Annotated in this window: 26 protein-coding genes; 2 read left to right on the top strand and 24 right to left on the bottom strand. The window is 72.2% G+C overall.

Annotated features, from left to right (window positions below; all coding sequences use genetic code 11):
* Window positions 1-68: 68 nt before the first annotated feature.
* From AB0B66_RS31610 to AB0B66_RS31565, 10 genes are all read right to left on the bottom strand, one after another.
* Window positions 69-659 carry a hydrogenase maturation protease gene (locus AB0B66_RS31610; RefSeq protein WP_360536852.1) on the bottom strand — a complete coding sequence of 197 codons (591 nt, stop codon included), beginning with the start codon at window positions 657-659 and terminating at the stop codon, window positions 69-71.
* Between the two features lie 67 nt (window positions 660-726).
* Complete coding sequence (locus tag AB0B66_RS31605; RefSeq protein WP_360536850.1) at window positions 727-2,154, bottom strand: hypothetical protein; 1,428 nt, start codon at window positions 2,152-2,154, stop codon at window positions 727-729.
* Window positions 2,136-2,789 (bottom strand): DUF6084 family protein, encoded by a 654-nt coding sequence (locus AB0B66_RS31600; protein WP_360536848.1) that lies wholly within the window; start codon window positions 2,787-2,789, stop codon window positions 2,136-2,138. The genes AB0B66_RS31605 and AB0B66_RS31600 overlap by 19 nt, the downstream gene beginning before the upstream one ends.
* Window positions 2,782-3,441 (bottom strand): DUF5947 family protein, encoded by a 660-nt coding sequence (locus AB0B66_RS31595; protein WP_360536846.1) that lies wholly within the window; start codon window positions 3,439-3,441, stop codon window positions 2,782-2,784. The genes AB0B66_RS31600 and AB0B66_RS31595 overlap by 8 nt, the downstream gene beginning before the upstream one ends.
* Complete coding sequence (locus AB0B66_RS31590) at window positions 3,438-4,004, bottom strand: hypothetical protein (RefSeq protein ID WP_360536844.1); 567 nt, start codon at window positions 4,002-4,004, stop codon at window positions 3,438-3,440. The genes AB0B66_RS31595 and AB0B66_RS31590 overlap by 4 nt, the downstream gene beginning before the upstream one ends.
* Before the next feature lie 61 nt (window positions 4,005-4,065).
* Window positions 4,066-5,841 carry a nickel-dependent hydrogenase large subunit gene (locus tag AB0B66_RS31585; protein WP_360536842.1) on the bottom strand — a complete coding sequence of 592 codons (1,776 nt, stop codon included), beginning with the start codon at window positions 5,839-5,841 and terminating at the stop codon, window positions 4,066-4,068.
* Between the two features lie 40 nt (window positions 5,842-5,881).
* The gene (locus AB0B66_RS31580; RefSeq protein WP_360536840.1) at window positions 5,882-6,937 is read right to left on the bottom strand and encodes a hydrogenase expression protein HypE; all 1,056 of its coding nucleotides are present in this window, start codon (window positions 6,935-6,937) and stop codon (window positions 5,882-5,884) included.
* 18 nt (window positions 6,938-6,955) lie between these two features.
* Window positions 6,956-7,630 (bottom strand): SIS domain-containing protein, encoded by a 675-nt coding sequence (locus AB0B66_RS31575; RefSeq protein ID WP_360536838.1) that lies wholly within the window; start codon window positions 7,628-7,630, stop codon window positions 6,956-6,958.
* A complete protein-coding gene (locus AB0B66_RS31570) occupies window positions 7,627-7,872 on the bottom strand; it encodes a HypC/HybG/HupF family hydrogenase formation chaperone (RefSeq protein WP_360536836.1) in 246 nt (81 codons plus the stop codon). Before AB0B66_RS31570 ends, AB0B66_RS31575 begins: the two co-directional genes overlap by 4 nt.
* On the bottom strand, window positions 7,869-8,432 hold the full coding sequence (locus AB0B66_RS31565; RefSeq protein ID WP_360536834.1) for a hypothetical protein: 564 nt from the start codon (window positions 8,430-8,432) through the stop codon (window positions 7,869-7,871). Before AB0B66_RS31565 ends, AB0B66_RS31570 begins: the two co-directional genes overlap by 4 nt.
* Before the next feature lie 130 nt (window positions 8,433-8,562).
* Here AB0B66_RS31565 and AB0B66_RS31560 point away from each other — a divergent pair, with 130 nt between their 5' ends.
* The gene (locus AB0B66_RS31560) at window positions 8,563-9,306 is read left to right on the top strand and encodes an ElyC/SanA/YdcF family protein (protein ID WP_360536832.1); all 744 of its coding nucleotides are present in this window, start codon (window positions 8,563-8,565) and stop codon (window positions 9,304-9,306) included.
* Window positions 9,307-9,313: 7 nt separating this feature from the next.
* Here the strand turns inward: AB0B66_RS31560 and AB0B66_RS31555 are convergent, their stop codons facing one another.
* The 14 genes from AB0B66_RS31555 to AB0B66_RS31490 form a co-directional block, all read right to left on the bottom strand.
* Window positions 9,314-10,141, bottom strand: a complete 828-nt coding sequence (locus tag AB0B66_RS31555; protein ID WP_360536830.1) for an SDR family NAD(P)-dependent oxidoreductase — start codon at window positions 10,139-10,141, stop codon at window positions 9,314-9,316.
* An 88-nt stretch (window positions 10,142-10,229) separates the two neighbouring features.
* Window positions 10,230-10,880, bottom strand: a complete 651-nt coding sequence (locus AB0B66_RS31550) for a phosphatase PAP2 family protein (RefSeq protein ID WP_360536828.1) — start codon at window positions 10,878-10,880, stop codon at window positions 10,230-10,232.
* Window positions 10,881-10,933: 53 nt separating this feature from the next.
* Entirely contained in the window at window positions 10,934-11,569 is a 636-nt protein-coding gene (locus AB0B66_RS31545) for a MerR family transcriptional regulator (protein ID WP_360536826.1), read from the bottom strand.
* A gap of 150 nt (window positions 11,570-11,719) precedes the next feature.
* Entirely contained in the window at window positions 11,720-12,184 is a 465-nt protein-coding gene (locus AB0B66_RS31540; RefSeq protein ID WP_203698458.1) for a bifunctional nuclease family protein, read from the bottom strand.
* 139 nt (window positions 12,185-12,323) lie between these two features.
* Window positions 12,324-13,061, bottom strand: coding sequence for a MerR family transcriptional regulator (locus AB0B66_RS31535; protein WP_360536824.1), 738 nt, complete (start codon window positions 13,059-13,061; stop codon window positions 12,324-12,326).
* A complete protein-coding gene (locus tag AB0B66_RS31530) occupies window positions 13,058-13,498 on the bottom strand; it encodes an FHA domain-containing protein (RefSeq protein WP_120315525.1) in 441 nt (146 codons plus the stop codon). Before AB0B66_RS31530 ends, AB0B66_RS31535 begins: the two co-directional genes overlap by 4 nt.
* A gap of 166 nt (window positions 13,499-13,664) precedes the next feature.
* Window positions 13,665-14,042 (bottom strand): glycine cleavage system protein GcvH, encoded by a 378-nt coding sequence (gene gcvH, locus AB0B66_RS31525; RefSeq protein ID WP_360536822.1) that lies wholly within the window; start codon window positions 14,040-14,042, stop codon window positions 13,665-13,667.
* A 42-nt stretch (window positions 14,043-14,084) separates the two neighbouring features.
* Window positions 14,085-14,981: a DUF881 domain-containing protein gene (locus AB0B66_RS31520; RefSeq protein WP_360536820.1), complete on the bottom strand. Its 897-nt coding sequence runs from the start codon at window positions 14,979-14,981 to the stop codon at window positions 14,085-14,087.
* A gap of 8 nt (window positions 14,982-14,989) precedes the next feature.
* Window positions 14,990-15,322, bottom strand: a complete 333-nt coding sequence (locus AB0B66_RS31515; protein WP_203698454.1) for a small basic family protein — start codon at window positions 15,320-15,322, stop codon at window positions 14,990-14,992.
* A complete protein-coding gene (locus AB0B66_RS31510; protein ID WP_360536818.1) occupies window positions 15,319-16,230 on the bottom strand; it encodes a DUF881 domain-containing protein in 912 nt (303 codons plus the stop codon). Before AB0B66_RS31510 ends, AB0B66_RS31515 begins: the two co-directional genes overlap by 4 nt.
* 64 nt (window positions 16,231-16,294) lie before the next feature.
* Window positions 16,295-16,909 carry a CDP-alcohol phosphatidyltransferase family protein gene (locus tag AB0B66_RS31505; RefSeq protein WP_360536816.1) on the bottom strand — a complete coding sequence of 205 codons (615 nt, stop codon included), beginning with the start codon at window positions 16,907-16,909 and terminating at the stop codon, window positions 16,295-16,297.
* Window positions 16,910-17,119: 210 nt separating this feature from the next.
* A complete protein-coding gene (locus tag AB0B66_RS31500; protein WP_360536814.1) occupies window positions 17,120-18,262 on the bottom strand; it encodes a cellulose binding domain-containing protein in 1,143 nt (380 codons plus the stop codon).
* 167 nt (window positions 18,263-18,429) lie between these two features.
* Entirely contained in the window at window positions 18,430-19,599 is a 1,170-nt protein-coding gene (locus AB0B66_RS31495; protein ID WP_360536812.1) for a hypothetical protein, read from the bottom strand.
* A gap of 170 nt (window positions 19,600-19,769) precedes the next feature.
* The gene (locus AB0B66_RS31490; RefSeq protein ID WP_360536810.1) at window positions 19,770-20,240 is read right to left on the bottom strand and encodes a nuclear transport factor 2 family protein; all 471 of its coding nucleotides are present in this window, start codon (window positions 20,238-20,240) and stop codon (window positions 19,770-19,772) included.
* A gap of 211 nt (window positions 20,241-20,451) precedes the next feature.
* On the opposite strand from AB0B66_RS31490, the gene AB0B66_RS31485 reads away from it, so the two are divergent.
* Entirely contained in the window at window positions 20,452-21,039 is a 588-nt protein-coding gene (locus AB0B66_RS31485; RefSeq protein WP_360536808.1) for an alpha/beta hydrolase, read from the top strand.
* The last annotated feature ends 41 nt before the right edge of the window (window positions 21,040-21,080 follow it).

Genomic DNA, 21,080 nt, shown 5'->3' with positions numbered 1-21,080 from the left:
CGGGAACGTGCGCACCAGCACCGCCGTCACCCCGGCCAGCACCAGCCCGGCCATCACCTTCTTGAGCGTCACACCCGTACTCCTGTCTCTCGATCCTCTTCGGCCGGCGCGGCGGCGATCAGCCCCGCCGGCAACGGCAGCGCGTCGGTCAGCGCGGCCAGGCCCAGCTCCCACAACTGCCGTACCAGCGCCACGGCGGGCTCCACGGCGGCCTCGACCGGCGGGCTCAGCCCCAAACGCTCGCTCAGGTCGGCCGGCTCGCAGCCGACCAGCAGCACCCGGCCCGGGGCGCTGCCGCAGCTGTCCAGCAGGTCAAGCACCCGCTGCGGCTGCATGCCGTGCGGGTCGACCAGCACCGGGCCCTCGTCGGCCCGCCCGGCGGCGCGGTCGGCGGCGCTGACCTCCAGCAGCCGCACCGTGCCCGGGGCGTCACCGCGGCAGTCGACGTCGATCAGGACGGTCGCGTCGTAGCCGGCCATCAGGTCGTACGCCAGATGCACGCCGCGGATGCCGTAGTCGGCCACCCGCAGCCAGGTCGGGCACGGCCCGGCCAGCAGCCGCGACGCCACCGCGACGCCGAAGCCGTCATCGCCCAGGAAGATGTTGCCCAACCCGGCCACCAGCACCTTGCGCGTGCTTCGCTCGCGATGCTCGCTCATGCCCGCTCCTCGCTGCGCTCGTCGCCGGCACGAGTCCCCAGCCCTGTGATTCGCTCGCGATGCTCGCTCATGCGGACACCACCGTGACCTCCTCGGGGGCGAAGTAGCGGAACCGGCCCTGCAGGACCTGCAGGTCGGCGGCGGGGTCGTCGTCGAGGGTCACGGCCAGGTGCGTCGAGCCGTCGACGTCGAGCAGCACCGCCTGCACGGTGGCGACCCGGTCGACCAGGAACATGTCCTGTGCGTCGCTGCGCCGCCCGCCCGGGTGCAGACGCACCTTGCTGCCCTGGCCGACCGGCGTGCCGTCGATGACGACGGTGTCGGTCGCCGGATCGACGGAGGAGTCCGCGCCCGGGTCCCACCAGGGGCGGTCGGCGGCGAACACGTCGGGCAGCCCGGCGGCGGGCACCGGGCGCAGCTGCCGGATCGCCCCGTGCAAACGCTCGAACACCTCGGGCGGCAGCGTCTCGGCCCGGCCCAGCAGGGCCTCGCCACGCGGGTCGGTGGCCCGTACCCGGCGCTTCTCCTCGTCGGTGAGGGTGAGCGTACGCAGCACCAGCAGCTCGTCGATCTCCAGCGCGTCGTACATGTCGCCGGGGCTCTCCGGCGCGACCACCGGGTGGTCGTACAGGATCACCGGCGCGGACAGCATCACCTCGCGGCTGCCCTCCGGGCCCAGCATGACCGGCCACGTCCTGACGTTGCGGCACTCCCGCACGGCCGCCTTCGCCCACTCCGGCGGATCGAGCAGCGACACGAAGTTGCCCGCCGTCAGCGCGAACACGCTGTGCGCCGCGATCAGCGAGTGCCGCAGCGCCTCCGGCCGCCCCAGCCCGCCCACCTGCGCCGCTTCCGGCGAGGCGTTAAGAAGGTGCCCTTCCTCTACCGATAGCGATGGGAAGGTGCCCTTCCTTTCGGTTCGGTTGGTGACGGTGGCGGTGAGGCGGAGCAGGCCGTAGGGGCCGGGAAGCGGCTCGGCGTGGAGGCGGAGTTCGGCGCGCAGGGGGTGGCGTACACGGCGGAGGCGGACCGATGGGGACAGCTGTTCGGTTTCGGTACCACCGGGGATGTCGAAGATGTACACGTGGTCGCCGACCAGGTCGGCGAGGGAGAGGTCGAGGTCGAGGTCGGCGGATTGTTCGAGGGTTTCGTCGAAGGGGAGGTGAATGGTGCCGTCGACCTCGGCGGAGGGCACGGGGTGGTAGCCGTCGCCGGTGTCGGTCTCGACGGTGCGGGACTGGGCCTGGAGGAAGCGCACGCGCCAGTGCAGGCGGGTGTCGGGGCGGGGCTCGGCCAGCAGCTGGGTCTGGCACCAGGTGTACTCGCCGAGGGCGTCGTCGGCGTAGGCGGGCGGGACCAGGACGCCGAACTGCCAGCGCAGCTGGTTCTTGGCCGCGTCGGCACGGTACGGGTAGAGCAGGTAGCCCTCGTAGAGCACCGCGTCGGCGACCGCGCGGGCCTGCTCGAACGCTTCGCTCAGCGCGCTGTCGGGCACAGGCCGTCCTCCTTCGCCGCGAGCAGGGCGGACAGCGCCTCGTCGGCCGTCGGCACCGCGTGCCGGGCCTGGTGGCGCAGCAGCGCGTCGACGGTGTCGCGGCGCAGCCGCAGCCAGGCCGTGTCCGGGAAGTACAGGTCCATGAGCTCGCGCCACACGGCGACGGGCAGCGCGTACGCCGCCTCCCGGTCCCACGGCACCCGCCCGACCTGCACCCCGCCGGGCCCGGCCTCGAACAGCGTGCCGCTGAACAGGAACGTCATCGGCACCGTGCCCTCGGCGAGCGCGTGCAGATACTTGCCCAGCCCCGGTTCGAGGTCGTACGTGCAGGGCACCATCAGGTCGAACTCGGTCTCGCCGGTGAACCCGGGCACGGTCACGCCGACGGTGGCGAAGTGCAGCGCCTGCATGCTGGTCGCCCAGCGGGCGGGCGCGCCGAAGACGTAGTCCAGGCCCTGCGCCTCGGGCTCGGAGTAGGTCCGGGCACGCGGATCGATGCGCAGCTGGCAGCTGAGCACGAGCGCGTGCACGCGGACCTCCGCCGGGGCGGTGATCCGCAGGCGGAAGCGCAGCGTCGGCCCGGCGGCCCACGGCAGCGCCTGCGCGTCCACGCAGGCGAACGACAGCTCAGCCATGACCTGCCCCCACGGGCGTGCCGGCATTCTCCCGGACCTGGGCGAGCCAGCCGTCGATCGCCGCCCACGCCTCCTGCCCGCCGTCGAAGCCGCGCCAGCGCAGCCGGACCAGGCCGACCAGGCGGTAGCAGACGTCGATCGGCACCAGGTACGCCTCCGGGCCGTCCGGGGACCGGTGCAGCAGCAGCGCCAGCACGTCGGGCGGAAGCTGGGCCGTGTCCGGATGCCGGGCCAGCACCTTCGCCCAGACCTCCGGCGGCAGCTGTGACTCGGCCGCCCCGGCCGGGCTCGGGTAGAGTGCCACCGGCTGCCCGAGGGTGCTGTTGACGAAGACGAACGCCAGCCGCACCGGCACGTCCAGCGCCGCCCAGTCCAGGTCGGACAGCGGGAAGTCCGGCAGCGCCGTGTGCTCGCGCGGCACCGCCGCGAACCGGCGCGCTGCCGCGGACTCCCCCGCGGGCGGCCCGTCCGGCGCGAACAGCAGGTGGCATGGCCGGCAGGCGCAGGGCAGCGACCGGTTCGCCAGGTCCACGAGGTGGTCGTGGTCGGCCGGAATCACGGCCGCGCACAGCTCGCAGCGCTCCGGCGCCGCCTGCGCGACGATGGCGGGCGGCGCGGGCGCGGTCAGATAACGCCGCAGGCCGGCGGTCATGCGGGCGCGCCGGTCGGCGCCTTCGGCCGGTGGCCGATCTGCAGCAGCTTCTGCGGTGCCGGGGCCTCCTCCAGCACCACCTCGACGATCTCGGGCGCGGCCTGCTGCACCAGCCGGGAGAGCAGCTCGCCGGCCGTCTCGCCGGTGCTGCCGCAGCCGCTGCCGCAACCGCCCGCGGTCGCGATCCGGGCGGTGCCCGCGGCGTCGATGTCGACCAGGGTGAACTCGCGGCCGAGCCGCCTGCGGGCCCGGTCCAGCGCCACCAGGACCCGTTCCTCGATCGGCACCGGGTGCAGGCCGTACAGCGCCAGCAGGCCGCCGACCAGCTCGTCCTCGGCCAGCACGCGCAGCTCCTCGGTGACGCCGGGCACGGTGACCAGGCCGTCGAGCAGCCGGGCCAGCCCGGCCTCGTTGAGGTGCAGCAACTCGCGGACCACCCCGTCGGCGGCGGTGCGGGCGGCCTGCCCACCCGCGCTCTCGACCTCCCCGAGCAGCCCTTCCACGCGTACGCCCACCGTGTGCGGGTCCAGCGCCATCACCCGGTCCATGTGCTGATCGCTCATGCCGCCGCCTCCGGCGTCGTCATGAGCCGAGCTGTGCCCATGATTCGCTCGCTCCGCTCGCTCATGATGTCGCACCGGACGCGAAGGCGTGCGGGGTGTGCAGCTTCTTGAGCACCGAGCCGTTGCCGGTGTACATGTGCACGCCGCAGGGCAGGCACGGGTCGAAGCTGCGTACCGCGCGCATGATGTCGATGCCCTTGAAGTTCTCCTGCGAGTTCTCCTCGAAGATCGGGGTGTTCTGCACCGCGTCCTCGTAGGGGCCCGGCGTGCCGAAGCGGTCGCGCACGCTGCCGTTCCAGGGCGTCGGCGGGTACGGGTGGTAGTTGGCGATCTTCCCGTCGCGGATGACCATGTGGTGCGACAGCACGCCGCGCACGGCCTCGGTGAAGCCGACGCTGTTGGCGTCCTTGGGCACCTTGAACGGCTCCCAGGTCTGGGTGCGCCCGGCCCGCACCTCGGCGAGCGCCTTCTCGCAGGCGTGCAGCGCGACGGCGGCCGCGTACGCCTGGAAGTAGGTGCGGGCGCGGTTGCGCTCCAGCGCGTTGCTCCACTTCGGGATCTTCCACTCGAAGGTGGCCTCGGGCCTGGTCAGCGTCTTCGGCAGGTTGATCACGACGCTGTGCCCGGTCGCCTTGACGTAGCCGATGTCGACCAGGCCGGACAGCGCGGTGGACCACAGCCGGGCGATCGGGCCGCCGCCGGTGTCCAGGGCCAGGTGGTCGCTGCCGTCGAACCAGCGCGGCGACATGACCCAGGAGTACGCCCCGTCGAAGTCGCGCTTCTGCGGCTTGGGCAGTGTGTGCTGGTTCCACGGGTGGCGCACGTCGACCGGGTTGCCCAGCGGGTCCCGTTTGACGAAGACCTCCTGGCCCTGCCAGTCGTCGTAGTAGGAGCTGCCGAGCAGGATGCGGATGCCGAGGTTGATGTCGACCAGGTCGTTGGTGACGAGCTTGCCGTCGACCACGATGCCCGGCGTGACGAACATCTTCTTGCCCCACTCGCTCATCCGCTCGTAGGTGAAGTCGCAGTGGTCGGGGTCGTTCAGCGCGCCCCAGCAGCCCAGCAGCACCCGCCGCCGGCCGACCTCCTCGTAGCCGGGCAGCGCGTCGTAGAAGAAGTCGAACAGGTCGTCGTGCATGGGCACGACCCGCTTCATGAACTCGACGTAGCGCATCAGCCGGGACAGGTAGTCGGTGAACAGCTGCACCGTGGCAACCGTGCCGACGCCGCCCGGGTACAGCGTGGACGGGTGCACGTGCCTGCCCTCCATCAGGCAGAACATCTCCCGGGTGGACCGGCTGACCTGCAGCGCCTCGCGGTAGAACTCCCCTTCCAGCGGGTTCAGCGAGGTCATGATCTCCGCGATGGTCTTGTACCCGTGCTGCGCGGCGTGCGGGGCCGCGGTGACCTTTGCCTTCTCCCAGACGCTCGGGTTGGTCTCGCGGACCATGCGCTCGCAGTAGTCGACCCCGACCAGGTTCTCCTGGAAGATGTTGTGGTCGAACATGTACTCGGCGGCCTCGCCCAGGTTGACGATCCACTCGCCCAGGTGCGGCGGCTGCACGCCGTACGCCATGTTCTGGTTGTAGACCGAGCAGGTGGCGTGGTTGTCGCCGCAGATGCCGCAGATCCGGCTGGTGATGAAGTGGGCGTCGCGCGGGTCCTTGCCCTTCATGAAGATGCTGTAGCCGCGGAACACCGACGAGGTGCTGTAGCACTCGACGACCCGGCGGGCCTTCCAATCGATCTTGGTGTAGATGCCGAGGCTGCCGACGATCCGGGTGATCGGATCCCACGACATCTCGACGAGGCCCTCCGCGGCCGTCTGCGTCGCCATGCTCGTCCTCAACGCCTTTCTGAGTTGGTACGGCCGCTGGTCAGCGGTGGTAGCCGGTGGTGAGTTCGGTGCCCCGGTGCCGCCACTTGGGCTCCTTGTCCACGGTCTTGCCGGTGATGTTGCGCAGGCGGCGGATCATCGCGCCGTACACGCCGCTGCCGGCCGAGGACACGGTCGCGCCGGGCGGCTCGTCCATGAACGGCATGAACTTGTCCGGGAAACCCGGCATGGTGCAGCCGATGCAGATGCCGCCCACGTTCGGGCAGCCGCCGATGCCGTTCATCCAGCCGCGTTTGGGCACGTTGCACTTGACGACCGGGCCCCAGCAGCCGATCTTCACGATGCACTCGGGCGTGCCGTAGTGCGTGGCGAACTGGCCCTGCTCGTAGTAGCCGCCCCGGTCGCAGCCCTCGTGCACGGTCTGCCCGAACAGCCACTGCGGGCGCAGCTTGTCGTCCAGCGGGATCATCGGGGCCTGCCCGGCCGCCTGGTAGAGCAGGTAGGTGATGGTCTCGGCGAGGTTGTCCGGCTGGATCGGGCAGCCCGGCACGCACACGATCGGGATGCCCGCCGTCGAGCGCCAGTCCCAGCCCAGGTAGTCGGGCACGCCCATGGCCCCGGTCGGGTTGCCGGACATGGCGTGGATGCCGCCGTACGTGGCGCAGGTGCCGACCGCGAGCACCGCCAGCGCTTTGGGCGCGAGCCGGTCCAGCCACTCGCTGGTGGTGATCGGCTGCCCGGTCGCCGGGTCGGTGCCGAAGGCGGCCCAGTAGCCCTCTTCCTTGATCGACTCGTTCGGGATGGAGCCTTCGATCACCAGCACGAACGGTTCCAGCTCGCCCCGGTCGGCCTTGTGGAACCAGGACAGGAAGTCGTCCGCGCCGCCGTCCGGCCCGCACTCGAAGTCGATCAGCGGCCAGTGCACCGCGATCTTCGGCAGGCCCGGCAGCGCACCGAGCGCGATCTCCTCGATGCTGGGCTGGGTCGCGGCGGTCAGCGCGACCGAGTCGCCGTCGCAGCTGAGCCCGGCGTTGATCCAGAGAATGTGGATCGGCTGCTCATCGGTGTCAGCAGGCTGTGCCTGTGTTGCGGTCATCAGCGAACACCCCCTGTGTCATACGGAACCGGCCAGCTCCGCCACGGTCAGCTCCCACAGCACGTGGCAGGCGGTGGTCTGCGCCTCCTGGATGCGGTGCACCGACGGCGACCGCACGACGAAAAGGTGGTCCACGGCGCCCGGCTCGGCCAGCCGTCCCCCGCCGCCCCCGCTGAACCCGACGGTGACCATGCCGCAGCGGCGCGCCTGGTCGAACGCGGCGACCAGGTTCGGCGAGTTCCCGCTGGTGGAGAAGCCCACGGCGACGTCACCGGGCCGGGCGTGCGCGGCGACCTGCCGGGCGAACACCGCTTCCACGCCGACGTCGTTGGCCAGCGCGCTGACCACCGCCACATCGACGCTCAGCGCGTACGCCGCCAGCACCGGCGCGCCGTATCCCGCCGGCGGGTCCGCGAACAGATCGGCGCAGGCCTGCGCGTCGGTCGCGCTGCCGCCGTTGCCGAACGCGAACAGCCGCCCGCCGGTGTCCAATGCCACGGCCAGCGCCCGCGCGCACGCGGCCAGCGCCTCGCCCTGCTCGGTGAGCACCTGGGCGCGCAGCGCCGCCGCCTCGCGCAGTTTGCCCGTGGTCGAGACGACCAGCTCGGCCGTGAACGCGTCCACGGCCGGCGCGGGCTGCGCGTACAGGAAGGGGTACAGGGCGCCCAGGTGCGCCGGGGCGGCGTTGCTCACCCGGCCACCTCCGGCAGCACCCGGATGGCCTCGCCCGCGTGCACCAGCACGGTGTCGCCGACCCGCGCGGCGACCAGCGCGACGCTGATCTCCTCCGGACCCGCGCCCGCGTCGGCCAGGGCCAGCCCGCCCGCCAGCAGCAGCACCACGGTCGCCGGCACAGCGGTGTCGGAGCAGGTCACACACGACCCGCCGGCCAGGTCGGCCACGGCCCGCAGCTCCGCCGGAATGGCGTGCCTCATGGCGTGGATCCGTCCGGGCCGTGTTCGAGCAGCGCGTGGGTCAGTTCCCAGAGCAGGTGGTACGCCGAGACCTGCAGCTCGCGCAGCACGAGCGGGTCGTCGGCGGGCAGGGTGAGCAGGTGGTCCACCCGCGGCCCCGCCCAGAACCGCCCCACCAGCGCCACCGTGAGCAGCCCGCGCTCCCCCGCCGCGGCCAGCGTCGCCGCGACCGAGGCCTCGCCGCGTTGCGGGTCGGCCTCCCCGACCGGCGGGGCGTCGCATACGGCCAGGGCCAGGTCGACCGGGGCGGCGTGGCGCAGTCGGTGGGCGGCTCGGGAGGCGTGGTGGGCCACCGCGGGCAGGGCGCGCTTGCCGACGATCACCGGATGCACGAACTCGACCGCGATGTGCCGGGCGTCGGCGTCGTCGTCGCCGAAGGCGTGCAGGACGCCGCCCGCGCGGAACCGCCGGGCCATCGCCGTCGCGGCCGCCACCAGGTCCGCAGCGGACTCGGCCAGGTCTGCCCCGGGCCGCTCGCGCCGCTGCGCGAGGGCCGTGGTCAGCACCGCGGCCGCGGTCATACCTGCCCCCCGTGGCTAGGTTCCGTCCTGACTCACCATAGCGGCGATATCACCTCAACAGCCGCGAATCGCCCTAGTGGCCCCGGATGCGGGTCGCCCAGCGTGGCGGGCATGCGCGATGATGCCGCGCATGGCGTCCCACCTGGAACATCCCGAGAACGGCACCGGCGCGCCCGAACTGCCGGAGGCCGGCACGGTGGCCGAGTCGGCGAGGCGGCGCGGGTGGCGTGTCGCGCGCCGGGCGGTGCTGCTCGGCGTGCTCGCCGCGGTGCTCGCGCTGGTGGGCAGCATCGGCTGGGTGCGCTGGCAGGCCGCCGGGCACGTGTACACGGCGCAGGACGTGCCCGAGGCCCCGGTCGCCCTGGTCCTGGGCGCGCAGGTGCACGACAACGGCTCGCCGTCGGGCTTCCTGGAGGCCCGCCTCGACATCGCCCGCCGCCTCTACGAGACCGGCAAGGTGCGCGCCGTGCTGGTCTCCGGCGACCACGGCCAGTGGACCTACGACGAGCCCGACGCCATGCGCCAGTGGCTGATCGACCGCGGGGTGCCCGACCGCAAGGTGGTCGCCGACCACGCCGGCTTCGACACGTACGACTCCTGCCAGCGGGCCGTCCGGGTGTTCGGGGTGCGGCAGCTCATCGTGATCACCCAGAGCTACCACATCGACCGGGCCGTCGCGCTGTGCCGCGAGGCGGGCATCGACGCCACCGGGGTAGGCGACGACACCGCCCGCCGCTTCGGCTCCTTCTGGACCAAGGCGGTCGTACGTGAGCAGGGCGCCTGCGTGAAAGCCATGCTCGACGTGGTCACCGACCGCGACCCGGTGTTCCTGGGCCGCCACGAGACCGGCGTCGAGGACGCCCTGCGCGACTGACCCGGGCTCAGGCGGCCACGTGGAGGCGGGCGGCGGTGACGTCCTCGAATTCCTTGGTGCGGGCGGTCAGGGCCATGGTGAGGAACTGGCCGGCGTCCTCGCCGACGGGCAGGCGCAGCGGGGGCTCGGGCAGGTCCACCAGGCGGTGCACGGCTTCGGCGAACAGCTCCGGCGGGTTGAGGTCAGGGTTGCCGCGCATGCCGCGCAGGCCCTCGATCATCGGTCCCTCGACCTGCTCGTAGGCGGCCACGCGCTGGCGCGGCATGGCCGCCGACACGCCGTACAGGGTGCTGAACCCACCGGGCTGCACGATGGTGACCTTCACGCCCAGGTGCGCGGACTCCTGGGCCAGCGACTCGGCCAGGCCCTCCAGCGCGAACTTGCTGGCCGTGTACGCCGCGAGCCCGGGGAACGGCACCATGCCCGCGATCGAGGAGACGAAGATCGCGTGCCCGCCGCCCTGCGCCCGCCACAGCGGGAGCACCAGCCGGGCCAGCCGCCACGGCCCGTAGACGTTGGTCGCGAACTGCGCCTGCAACTCCCCGTCGGAGACCTCCTCCACCGCGCCGCACTGGCCGTACCCGGCGTTGTTGACGAGCACGTCGACGCCGCCGAAGTGCCGGGCCGCGGCGGCCACCACGGCCGCGCAGGCGACCGGGTCGCAGACGTCCAGCGCCAGCGTGAGCACCGTGCCGGGGTATCGCTCGGCCAGGTCGGCCAGCGTCTCGGGCCGGCGGGCCGTGGCCACCACCCGCTCACCCGCCTGCGCCAACCGCTCCACCAGCGCCCGGCCCAGCCCGGTCGAGCATCCCGTCACCAGCCAGCGTCGTGCCATCGGTGCCACCCCTCGCGTCTCCCGCGGTCCCCTGTGGACCGCCGGGTGACCAGACTGGCAGCAGATATGCACGTACGACAATGTAAGATTACGGACGGGAGTGATTACGCAACATAGCGTGAGTCACGATCGCGAGCGGTACCGCCGCCAGCGCGACCAGCCAGCCGCCGAGCACATCGGACGGCCAGTGCACCACCAGCGCCACCCGGCTCGCCCCCACCAGCAGCGCCCAGCCGCCGACCCCCGCCACCAGCGCCACCCGCTGCCACCGGGCCCGCAGCAGCGGCCAGGCGAGCACCAGCAGCAGCAACGCCGCGGTCGCGAAGTGGCTGGTGTGCCCGGACGGGTAGGACCAGCCGGCCGCCAGGCCCAGCATCTCCTCCGGCCGGTGCCGGGCCACCAGCGCGTGCACGGTCAGCCGCAACGCCGCGCTGGCCGCCACCGCCGCGCACACGAATCCCAGCTGCGTGAGCAGCCGGCGGCGCAGCAGGAATCCGAGCGTGAATGCGAGCACCGACAGCAGCACGACGGTGTCACCGGTGCGGGTGACCGCGGTCATCGCCGACCGCCACATCGGATACTCCAGCGCCAGCCGGTGCGCGGCCGCGCTGACGACGGCATCGCGCTCCACCAGCGGTGACCAGGTGGCCTCGACCGCGAAGGTCAGCAGCGCGTACGCCGCCACGGCGGCAGCCGCCGTCCACAGCCAACGACGCAGGACGTCGGGTTGCACCAGCATGGGAAGTTCTTACCGCCCGGCCGTGACGCCGGTCACACGGGGGTGCCGGAAACTCAGCCGGCCCGGCGGCGCGCCCGGCGGGCGGCCAGCTCGTCGGTGACCCCCAGCGGCAGCACGGCCGGCGCGAACGGGGTGACCGTCGCCTCCTCGACCTCGGTGCCGCGCTCGGCGGGCAGGTGCGACAGCGAGCCCTGGATCTCCTTGAACGCGCCGCCGATGGCGATGCCGAACACGCCCTGCCCGCCCTGCAGCAGGTCCACGACCTCCTCCGGCGAGCGGCAGTCGTACACCGAGGTGCCGTCGGAGATGAGCGTGATGGTGGCCAGGTCGTCGGCGTCGTACGCCCGCAGCGTCTCGATCGCGCGCCGGATGTTCTGCAGCGACACCCCGGCGTCCAGCAGCCGTTTGACCACCTTCAGCACGACCAGGTCGCGGAACGAGTAGAGGCGCTGGGTGCCCGAGCCGGACGCGTCGCGGATGCTCGGCACCACCAGCCCGGTGCGGGCCCAGTAGTCCAGTTGCCGGTAGCTGATGCCCACCGCGTGGCAGGCCGTCACGCCCCGATAGCCGAGCGAACCGCCCTGCACGTCCGAGTCCGCATCCTCCGCGACACCGCCGCGCAACGCGGCCGCACCACCGGGACGACCTGGCTCACTACCAGGCGACTGCGGATCATGGAGCTGGTTCATGCGACTACCTCCCGCTGAGTGTCGACTTGGACCAGCCTATAGCGGATCGCGCCGACCGGCGGGGAGGTAACGCCGCGACACGCCACATTCGAGACCCGGAGCGTCACTTTTCGGTGACCCGCTCGTTAACGGGTGCTCCGGCCTCCTTGATCAGGAGGCGAAGTCCTCCGGCCGGACCTGCTCCAGGAACTCACGGAACTTCTCGACCTCGTCCTCCTGCTCGTCCGGGATGATGATCCCGGCCTCGTCGAGCACGCGCTCCGCGCAGCGCACCGGGGCGCCCACCCGCAGCGCCAGGGCGATCGCGTCGCTGGGCCGCGCGGACACCCGCACCGAGTCGCCGATGAGCAGGTCGGCGTAGAAGATGCTGTCCTTCAGCTCGACGATCTCCACGGCCTTCAGCGGCGCCGACAGCGCCTGCAGCAGGTCCCGGAGGAGATCATGAGTGAGCGGCCGGGCCGGCTTGACCCCCTGCTGCTCGTAGGCGATCGCCGTCGCCTCGACCGCGCCGATCCAGATCGGCAGGTAGCGGTCCCCGTCCACCTCACGCAGCAGGACGATCGGCTGGTTGGTGGGCAGTTCGACCCTTACCCCGATCACGCTCAGCTCGCGCACCGTCTCGCCTCCGTCGCGTCTGCCTGGGGCCGGTGTCCGGCGGGCCCGCCTCGCGGCGGACCGTACGACACTGCGCCTCTCAGCCTCTCCTACTGCACGCTACACGCCCACGCACACCGTCGGCTCGTACGACCGCCGGTCAGCCGCCGAGCGCGTCGTTGAGCCCGGAACGCAGCAGCGCCACGTGCAGGCGCTGCGACAGGACGGTCAGCTCGCGCATCGTCTCGGCCGCCCGCGCACGGGCCGTGGGATCCTGCTGGCGCATCAGCGGCGCGATCAGCTGGGCGTAGAGCCCGGCCTCCCGGTCCGCCGCGACCCGGTACGCCCGCAGGTGCCGAGGCTCGACGCCGTACTCGGCGAGCTGCCCGGCGACCTCGGCGACCGCCAGCGCGTCGCCGTCGAACCACTCCCCGGCCCGCGCGGTGACCAGCCCGTGCCGCTCCAGGTCGGCCAGCAGCGCCTCGGTGATCCCCGCGCGACGGCACAGCTCCTGGCGGCGCAGCCGCTCGTCGACCGGCTCAGCCACGGCCTCGGGCCGGTGGTCGTCGCCGACCGCGACCAGGGTCGGACGCGCCTGGGTCAGGTGCGCGCCTTCGGACAACTGCTCGCGGATGACGCGCAGGGGCAGATACTGGTCACGCTGCGCGGCAAGGATGAAACGCAGCCGCGCCACATCCTCGCGGCTGTATTTGCGGTAACCGGACGACGTGCGCTGCGGCTCCACCAGACCCTCCGTCTCGAGGAATCGCAGCTTCGAGATGGTGATGTCCGGAAAATCGGAACGCAGCAGCCCGAGCACCTCACCGATGCTCATCAGCGCCTGTGCCCGCGCCGCCCCGCTCCCGCCGCCGGCCGACGCCGGCACCGCTGCTGTCATGCCTCCTCGGCGCGCGGGCCGGCCACGTACAGCAGGCGGAACTTGCCGACCTGCACCTCGTCGCCGTTGTTGAGCGTGGCCGACTCGACCCGCTCCCGGTTGACGTACGTGCCGTTGAGGCTGCCCACGTCGCGCACGGTGAACGTGGACCCGTCCCGGTGGAACTCGGCGTGCCGGCGGGAGACCGTCACGTCGTCGAGGAAGATGTCGCTGTCGGGGTGACGGCCACTCGTCGTCACGTCGTGGTCGAGCAGGAAGCGGGCGCCCGCGTTGGGGCCGCGACGCACCACCAGCAGGGCCATGCCCGGCGGCAGCTGTCCCGAGACCCGCCCCGGGACTACGTCAGACTCCGGCCCTTCCAGCGCCTCCTCCAGGGAGCCGAGGTGCAGGGTCGACGTGACGTCGAGCTGGGGGAACTCGTCGTCTGGTCGCGTCATCGGACCACCTCACGGTCATATCGGCCACGTATCCGTGGAACTGCTATGGGCACCGGGTAGGGCATTACTCGACGTCAGCGGCGAGCTTAGGGAGCGAGCCTAGCGACCCTGGAAATGAAGGGTCAACCGGACTCGCGGGTCCCGATTCACGCCCCTGAATGAAGGTTCAGCTCTGGGTCAGCTCACGGTACGCTGCCGCGTCGAGAAGCGCATCCAGCGCGGACGGATCGGCGATCTCGATTTCGACGAGCCAGCCCTCGCCGTACGGGTCGGTGTTGATCAGGTCGGGCGAGTCGACGAGAGCCTCGTTGCGGGCGGTCACGGTGCCGCTGAGCGGGGCGTAGATCTCCGAGACGCTCTTGGTGGACTCGACCTCGCCGAAGGACTCGCCCGCCGCCACGACCTGGCCTGTCTCGGGCAGCTGCACGTACACGATGTCGCCCAGCGCGTCCTGCGCGAAATGGGTGATGCCGACCCGGACCGACCCGCCCTTCGTGGTGACCCACTCGTGCTCGGCGGTGTACTTCAGGTCCTCAGGAATCACGGTCGTGCCCTTTCGCTCCAGGCCGTCGTGTGGCCGTGCCCGTCAGGAGACGGGCTTCGCGTACTCCAGGTTCGGCGTGCCCCGCACCGTGGTGATGTCGACCGGGTGCGGATCACTGACGATCACGTTACCGCCGTCGCCGCGCACATCGTCAACCACCCCGCCGCGGAACTCCATGGCCTTGTCCAGGTCCTCCGGGCCGATCGCGGTCACCGTGTACGGCCCGGTCAGCCGCACCCCGTCGACCTCGATGCCACCGCCGCCGGCGCCGACGAAGTGGGTGGATGCGATCACGCGCACCGAGCCGCCGGTCCCGTCGACCTGGATCGCCTCCGCGCCCGCGCCGCGCAGTTCCTGGACCGCGTTGACCAGGTGCTCCGCGGTGATCGGCTCGGCGCCGTCGGAGAAGGTCAGGGTGATGCCGGAGCCCTGGGCCTTGAGGGTGCCCGCCAGGATGCCCAGGTCGTCGGCGCGCTCCTGCGCCTCCTTGAGGATCTGCTCCCGGCTGGACGCGCCGGAGGCCAGCTCGCGCTTGTTCGCCTCCAGCTCGGCGATGTCCTGGCGCAACCGGGCCGCCCGCGAGTCGAGGTCGGCGAGGATGACGTAGAGGTCCTCCTCGCGCAGCGACTGGTAACCCTCGTCGGCGGAGTTGCTCTTGAGCTGGACCGCCAGCGTGAAGCCGAGCAGCACCAGCAGCAGGCCGATGACGGCGCCCGCGCCGCTGAGCCGCCGCTTCGCGGCCCCGTCCGGGGCGTCGTTCGAGGTGTCGTCGGGGGCGTCCGCCGCTTCCGGCCGCTCGTCCGTGTCGCCGGGCTCCGGGGCGTCGGCCGCCGTGTCCGGCGTAGTGGTGTCCGCGGCGTCGGCGGGCGTGCTTGACACGGGCACGGTCGGCTCGTCGCCCTGCCCGGGGTCGATCGGCTGAGTCTTCTCGTCGCTCACCGCTGCACCTAAGCCTTGAACAGCCGACGCCGGATCGCCGCCACGTTGCCGAAGATCCGCACGCCGAGCACGACGACGACGCCGATGGACAGCTGGCCACCCACCCCCAGCTTGTCACCGAGGTACACGATGAAGGCCGCGACCAGGACGTTCGAGATGAACGAGATCACGAACTGCTTGTCGTCGAAGATCCCGTCGAGCTTGGCTCGCAGGCCGCCGAAGACCGCGTCCAGCGCGGCCACCACGGCGATCGGCAGGTAGGGCTGCAGCGCGTCCGGAACGGTGGGGTTGAGCACGACGCCCAGCACCACCCCGGCGATCAACGCCAGTACTGCGATCACTTGCCACCTCCCGAGGGCGAGGTTGAGGGTCCGGGCGAGCCGGAGGGCGAGGGCTGCGGCACGCGGGCGAACTGCAGCCGCGGCATCACCGCCGCCGGCAACTCCAGGTCGTCCTTCTCGTCGACGTCGAAGCCGACCTCGAAACGCTTGTCGTCGCGCAGGTTGCGGAAGTTCTCCGCGGCCGCCGAGTCGTTGAACTTGTCCGCCATGTCCGAGGGCCCGATCGCGGCCACCGAGTACGGGCCGATGATGTGCGCGTTGCCGATCAGGATCGCCGAACCGGCGGTGCGGATCGGGGTGACCGAGGTCAGCCGCCGGCCGTTGACCGAGATCGCCTCCGCGCCGGCGGCCCAGAGCGCGTTCGTGACCTGCTGCAGGTCGTAGTCGAGCACACGGGCCAGCCGCTCGGTGCCCGCGTTGGGACCGTCGGTGAGGGTGACCACCACGCCGTCGCCGGTGACCTTGCGCACCCCGGTCGCGGCCTCCAGCTCGCGCAGCCGGCCGATGGCCGTGTCGTCCAGCGCCTGCTCCCGCAGCCGGTTCACCTCGTCCTGGAGGCCCTCGGCGGTCTGGTCGAGCTTGTCGGTGTCCGCGGTGCGCCGCTGGATGTCCTTGATCAGCTCGGTGCGGGTGGTGGCCCGAGCCGGCGCCCGCGCGATGACCTGCTGGTAGGCCACGGTGAGCAGCACGCCGATGAGCATGCAGGCGATCACCGTGAAGCCGCGGCGGGTCCACCGGGCGGCGGGCGGCAGCGGTCCGCGCTCGCGGCGGGCACGAGCCGCGTCGGTGTATCCGCCGTCGAGCGGGTCCTGGAACAGGTCGGTCAGCATGTCCGTCTGCCACACCCGCTGCCCCGACGGCGGCGTGGACACCTGCCGCGACAGCTCCGACTCCGGGCCGCCGCTCACGCCGTCACCTCGCTGCGCTCACCGACGGCAGCACCGAGCCTGCCGATTCGCTCGCTGCGCTCGCTCATGCCGCCACCTGCCGGGAGCGTCGCACCACCGCGGCGAACTGCACCAGGTAGAAGATGCCCGCGATCCAGTACAGGACGATGCCCCACCAGCACAGCGCCCAGCCGCTCGCGTACGCGATGGTGTGCATCGGGCCTGTCGGCACGGCCCAGGCGAGCAGCAGGATCGGGAAGCCCATCAGCAGGATGAAGGTGGCCGTCTTACCGATGTAGTGCACGGGCAGCGGGCCGTAGCCCAGCTTGCGCAGCACCGGGAAGGTCAGCATCAGCAGCACGTCGCGAGCCAGCAGCGCGACCGTGAACTGCCAGGGCACGATGTCGCGCACGGTGAACGCGAGCAGCGTGGCGAGGATGTAGAGGCGGTCGGCCGCCGGGTCGAGCAGCTCGCCGACGCGGCTCACCTGGCCGAGCCGGCGAGCCAGGTAGCCGTCGATCCAGTCGGTGGTGCCGCCCAGGCCCAGCACGACCACGGCCCAGCCGATCTCGTCGGCGACCAGGAAGAGGTAGAGGAAGACCGGCACGCCGAGCAGGCGGGCGAAGCTGATCAGGTTGGGGATGGTGAGGATGCGATCGCGCGATGGCACGCGCGTCTCGCCCAGCGGCTGCTGAGCCACCGAGGCCTCCCCTCCGCCGCCGGCTGTAAAAGCGACAGCCGGCGCAGGCCGGCCGTATTCACCCGAATCTGAAGGACATGATCCGCCGATTCACGACCCCCAGTTGTACCACGTTGCCCAGGGCGGTTGCCGACACGGCGGCAGGCGTCAGCGACGGTGCGGGGAAAGGGCGTATCCGTACTGCGGATACGCCCTTTTTGTCCATTTTTATCAGAGGCCGGTGCAGACAGGCACGGGGGTGCCGTTGGTGCCGGTCTGGCTAGCCAGGAAACCGGCGGCCGTGCCCGCGCCCGGTGCCAGCAGCCCGTTCCAGCTGACGTTGAGCGCGGTGACCGAGGAACCGGTCTGGGTGAACTGGCCGTTCCAGCTCTGCGTGATCACCTGGCCGTTCGGGAAGGTGAACCGCACCGACCAGCCGCTGATCGCGACCGTGCCGTTGTTGACCACCCGCAGCTCACCCTGGAACCCGCCCGGCCACTGCTGCCCGACGATCACGTACGTCGCCGTGCACGACTTGCCGGCGGCGCCCGACGGGGACGGCAACGGCGGGCGCGACGGGCTCGGCGAGACCGAGGGCGACGGCGAGGCCGACGGGCTGGGCGAGGCCGACGGGGACGGCGGGTTCGACGGCGTCACCCCGCTGAGCGCCGCGGTCAGCGCCGGGTACCAGCGGTCCGACATCTTCTGGTCGCCGGCCGCGTTGGGGTGCACCCCGTCGTAGGTGTCGGTCGCGGTGTTGAAGTTCGTCCACTGGTCGACCACGGTGATCGGCGACTGCGCGGTGGTCTTGCCCGCCGCCCAGGCCGGGATGGCGTTGTTGAACGAGACCACCCGCGCGGCGCACTCGGCGCAGCTCGACGGGTTCATCGGAATGATCTTCGCCACCAGGATCTTCATCGCCGGATTGCTGGCCCGCATCTGGTCGACCAGCTTGCCGAAGGCGGTGAGGATCTGCGTGCTGGGCAGGTCGGACCACACGTCGTTGGTGCCGAGGTGCATCAGCACGACGTCCGGCAGGGTGGCCGACAGCCAGCCGACCAGCTGGTTCTGGTTGGCGATGTTGGTGGCCAGGAAGCCGCCGTGGCCCTCGTTGTCGCCGTCGTGGGCGACCCCGCAGCCCTGCGCCGGCAGCGTGCCGACCATGTCGATGTTGGTGTAGCCGGTGCTCTGCAGCCGGTTCCACAGCGTCGCCCGCCAGCAGCCGGGCGAGCCGGTGATCGAGTCGCCGAGCGCCATGATGCGGGTCGGGGCGGCGGCGGCACTGCCGGTGGGAGCGGCCACGACGACGGCCGTCGCGGCCACGAGTGTGCCCAGCAGCGCCGTCAGCGCTGCCCTCACGGTGGGCCTGGACATGAGCGAATCCCCTCACTGGGACGCGCGAAGCCACCCGCTGCCCACGCGGAGGACCCCACGCTGGTACGAGACAGGACGCCGACGCGGCACGGCGCGGTCGGCGAGATCAGGGGCGGCCCGGCTCCCGGGGCCGCCAGAGCCCGCCGTCGATATTAGAGGGTGCGCGGCTACGGCGAAACCGAGCTGACCAGCAGCATGAACAGCAGCGCGACCGCGACGATGCCGACACATGCCGCCACCAGCACCAACGTGTGCTGCGGCAGCCGCCGCGCGACCGGCTCGGCCTTCCGGCGGCCCGCGGCCCGCTCCGGCTCGGCGGACTGCGCGGGCGGTTGCGTGAGGTACGGCGGCAGGTACACGGTCGAGCTGAAGGCGGGCGCGGCGAGCACCGACGGGGGCTCGTACCCGGCCGGGGTCAGGTGGTCCCACACCGCGGCCTGCTCCTCCTGCGGCGGCGTCCATCGGGCGGTCTCGTCCGGCGCGACGGGCGGCACGTCGCCCGTCCACGCCGCAGGCGCCTCGACGTCGCGCAGCCGGTGCGCCCAGGAGTCCTCCGGAGCCGGGTCGGGCGGTGGCGCGACAGCCGGCAGCGGTTCCGCGGGCCGGGCCGGGCGCTGCTGCCCGGCGAGTTCCACCGGGGAGATCGGGGTGTCCGGGATCAGGCCGACGCCGCACCGGTGGCGCGGGTCGGCGACGGCCCGGGCGGCCGCGGTGATCATCGTGTGCACCGGATCGGCGGGGTCGAGCCCCGCGGCATGCTCGCGGGCCTCGGTGAGCAGCTCGTGCGCGTCGTTGAAGCCGCCGCAGTCGCGCCACATGGCAGCCAGCCGCAGCTGCATCCGGATGCCGACCGGATGCGCCGAGCCGTGCCGCCGCCGGTGCTCGTCGATCACCGTGGCCAGGCGCAGCCGCGCCGTCACGCAGTGGCCCTGGGCGTGCTCGACGGTGGCCAGGTCGCCGCGCGCGGCCAGCACCCGGTCCGAGTCCGGCCCGTCGAGGTCGGCGTACGCGGCGATGAGGTCCAGGTAGCGCTGCACCGCGCGGGCATGCACCCCCACCCTGGCCAGCACCGCGGCCAGCAGCCCGAGCGCGTGCAGGGTGCGCCGGTCGCGCTCGCCGTACAGCGCCCGCGACGCCGCGAAACCGTACGCGGCCCAGCCCCGGGCGGCGTACGGCTCCCCCAGCCCGAGCAGCACTCCGGTCTGCAGCACCACCGCCTCGGCGACGACCGGGGTGGCCTGGGCCGGGTCGGTGGGCACCGTGCCCAGCGCCGCGGACAGCAGATCGTGCGCGGCCGACAGCGTCCCGGCCGCGACGTGCTCACGTGCCCGTGCCACCACGTGCTCTCCGACCGGCATCGCCGCCCGCACCCCCTCGTCACCCGATCGCGGACCGCCACCATGCCGCGTGGAGGCCCTCGGGCGCCAGCCCCGGGAGGGTTACGTCACCAACCTGACCCGCCACCGCCGACCGGCGAACGGTCGGCGATGGCGGCGGGGCGCCTCGCTCAGACCACCGGCAGCGGCGAGCTGACATCCAGGATGATCTTCCACTTGCCGCGCTCGCGGACGAAGGTGAGCGCGTTGTAGAAGTGCTGCTTGAAGCCCACCGACGGGATGGCCAGCGTGAAGTCGACCACCAGCGTCGCGCCGCGGCAGCCGTCGACGTGCTTTTTCACCTCGGGGAACGTGGCCGTGAAGTCATAGGTGAACAGCCCGGTGAAGTTGGCCTGGATGGCGGCCTTGTCCTTGCGGTACGCCCCGTTGGAGCCGATCTGCACGGCGTCGTCGTGGTAGTACGCCATGACCTTGGGCAGGTCCTTGGCCAGGAAGACCGCGTCGAAGTCCGCCACCGCGGCGTCGAAGTGCCGCTCGCAGCCGCGCGCCGTGTCGCCCGCCCCCGCGCCCGCGGCGCCGGGCACCGCCAGCAGCACCGCCAGGCCCAGCGCCGCCATTGCCGCCGCATACCACTTGCGCACGTTTCCTCCAGCAGTCCAGGTGAGACAGTCGCCCACATCGACCACGATCATAAGAAGTTGATCGATACGCGCACCTTGGACGATCAGCCCGACAACGCGGCCCGGTCGGCGGTCACGTCCGCGCGAAATCCGGACCCGGGACGGCCCGCTGCCGGTGTAGGTCCGACCGCGTGGGCCGCCGCCCGCGCTCGAACCGACCTAGGATCGGGCCATGACCCGCCCGGAGACGGCGCACCCCTGGCCGAGATTCCCCGACCGCCACCAGGCCGACCCCGACCGGCTGGCGATCATCCTGCCCGGCGGCGGCTACACGCCTGCCCGGCCGCTGCTGCACCTGGCCCGCAACGTGCTCGCCCATCACGGCTGGAGCGTGCGGGAGCTGTGGTGGACCCCGCCCGCCACCATCGACATGGACGAGCGCGCCGCCTGGGCCGTCGCACAGGCCGTCGCCGCCGTCGAGGCCGAGTCCGCGAAGCGGATCATGCTGGTCGGCAAGTCGCTGGGCACGTTCGCCGCGCCCGTCGCCGCCGAGCGCCGCCTGCCCGCGATCTGGCTGACGCCGCTGCTGTTCCACCCCTCGGTGGTCGACGCACTCGGGGCGACCGAGGCGCCCACCCAGCTCATCGGCGGCACCGGCGACCATTCCTGGGACCCCCGGCTGGCCGACGACCTGGGCCTGGCCTGCCTGGAGCTGCCCGGCGCGGACCACGCGCTGGAGCACCCGGACGACCCGGTCCGCAGCGCGGAGAACCTAGTCCGTGTCACCCGCTGCATGCACGGGTTCGTGGCCGGGCTGTGAGCGGCAGGCGGACGGCCCGCGGGCGCGACCGGACCCGGTGC

The sequence above is a fragment of the Catellatospora sp. NPDC049111 genome (assembly GCF_040648615.1).
Classification (GTDB): domain Bacteria; phylum Actinomycetota; class Actinomycetes; order Mycobacteriales; family Micromonosporaceae; genus Catellatospora; species Catellatospora aurea.
This window is presented reverse-complemented; position numbering and strand designations above follow the sequence as displayed.

Coding starts and splice junctions, on each gene's coding strand:
- AB0B66_RS31610 (WP_360536852.1), bottom strand. CDS start 659: ATGAGCGAGCATCGCGAGCGAAGCACGCGCAAGGTGCTGGTGGCCGGG.
- AB0B66_RS31555 (WP_360536830.1), bottom strand. CDS start 10,141: ATGGCACGACGCTGGCTGGTGACGGGATGCTCGACCGGGCTGGGCCGG.
- AB0B66_RS31570 (WP_360536836.1), bottom strand. CDS start 7,872: ATGAGGCACGCCATTCCGGCGGAGCTGCGGGCCGTGGCCGACCTGGCC.
- AB0B66_RS31565 (WP_360536834.1), bottom strand. CDS start 8,432: ATGACCGCGGCCGCGGTGCTGACCACGGCCCTCGCGCAGCGGCGCGAG.
- AB0B66_RS31580 (WP_360536840.1), bottom strand. CDS start 6,937: ATGACCGCAACACAGGCACAGCCTGCTGACACCGATGAGCAGCCGATC.
- AB0B66_RS31530 (WP_120315525.1), bottom strand. CDS start 13,498: ATGACGCGACCAGACGACGAGTTCCCCCAGCTCGACGTCACGTCGACC.
- AB0B66_RS31500 (WP_360536814.1), bottom strand. CDS start 18,262: ATGTCCAGGCCCACCGTGAGGGCAGCGCTGACGGCGCTGCTGGGCACA.
- AB0B66_RS31560 (WP_360536832.1), top strand. CDS start 8,563: ATGGCGTCCCACCTGGAACATCCCGAGAACGGCACCGGCGCGCCCGAA.
- AB0B66_RS31595 (WP_360536846.1), bottom strand. CDS start 3,441: ATGACCGCCGGCCTGCGGCGTTATCTGACCGCGCCCGCGCCGCCCGCC.
- AB0B66_RS31550 (WP_360536828.1), bottom strand. CDS start 10,880: ATGCTGGTGCAACCCGACGTCCTGCGTCGTTGGCTGTGGACGGCGGCT.
- AB0B66_RS31590 (WP_360536844.1), bottom strand. CDS start 4,004: ATGAGCGATCAGCACATGGACCGGGTGATGGCGCTGGACCCGCACACG.
- AB0B66_RS31600 (WP_360536848.1), bottom strand. CDS start 2,789: ATGGCTGAGCTGTCGTTCGCCTGCGTGGACGCGCAGGCGCTGCCGTGG.
- AB0B66_RS31535 (WP_360536824.1), bottom strand. CDS start 13,061: ATGACAGCAGCGGTGCCGGCGTCGGCCGGCGGCGGGAGCGGGGCGGCG.
- AB0B66_RS31485 (WP_360536808.1), top strand. CDS start 20,452: ATGACCCGCCCGGAGACGGCGCACCCCTGGCCGAGATTCCCCGACCGC.
- AB0B66_RS31585 (WP_360536842.1), bottom strand. CDS start 5,841: ATGGCGACGCAGACGGCCGCGGAGGGCCTCGTCGAGATGTCGTGGGAT.
- AB0B66_RS31545 (WP_360536826.1), bottom strand. CDS start 11,569: ATGAACCAGCTCCATGATCCGCAGTCGCCTGGTAGTGAGCCAGGTCGT.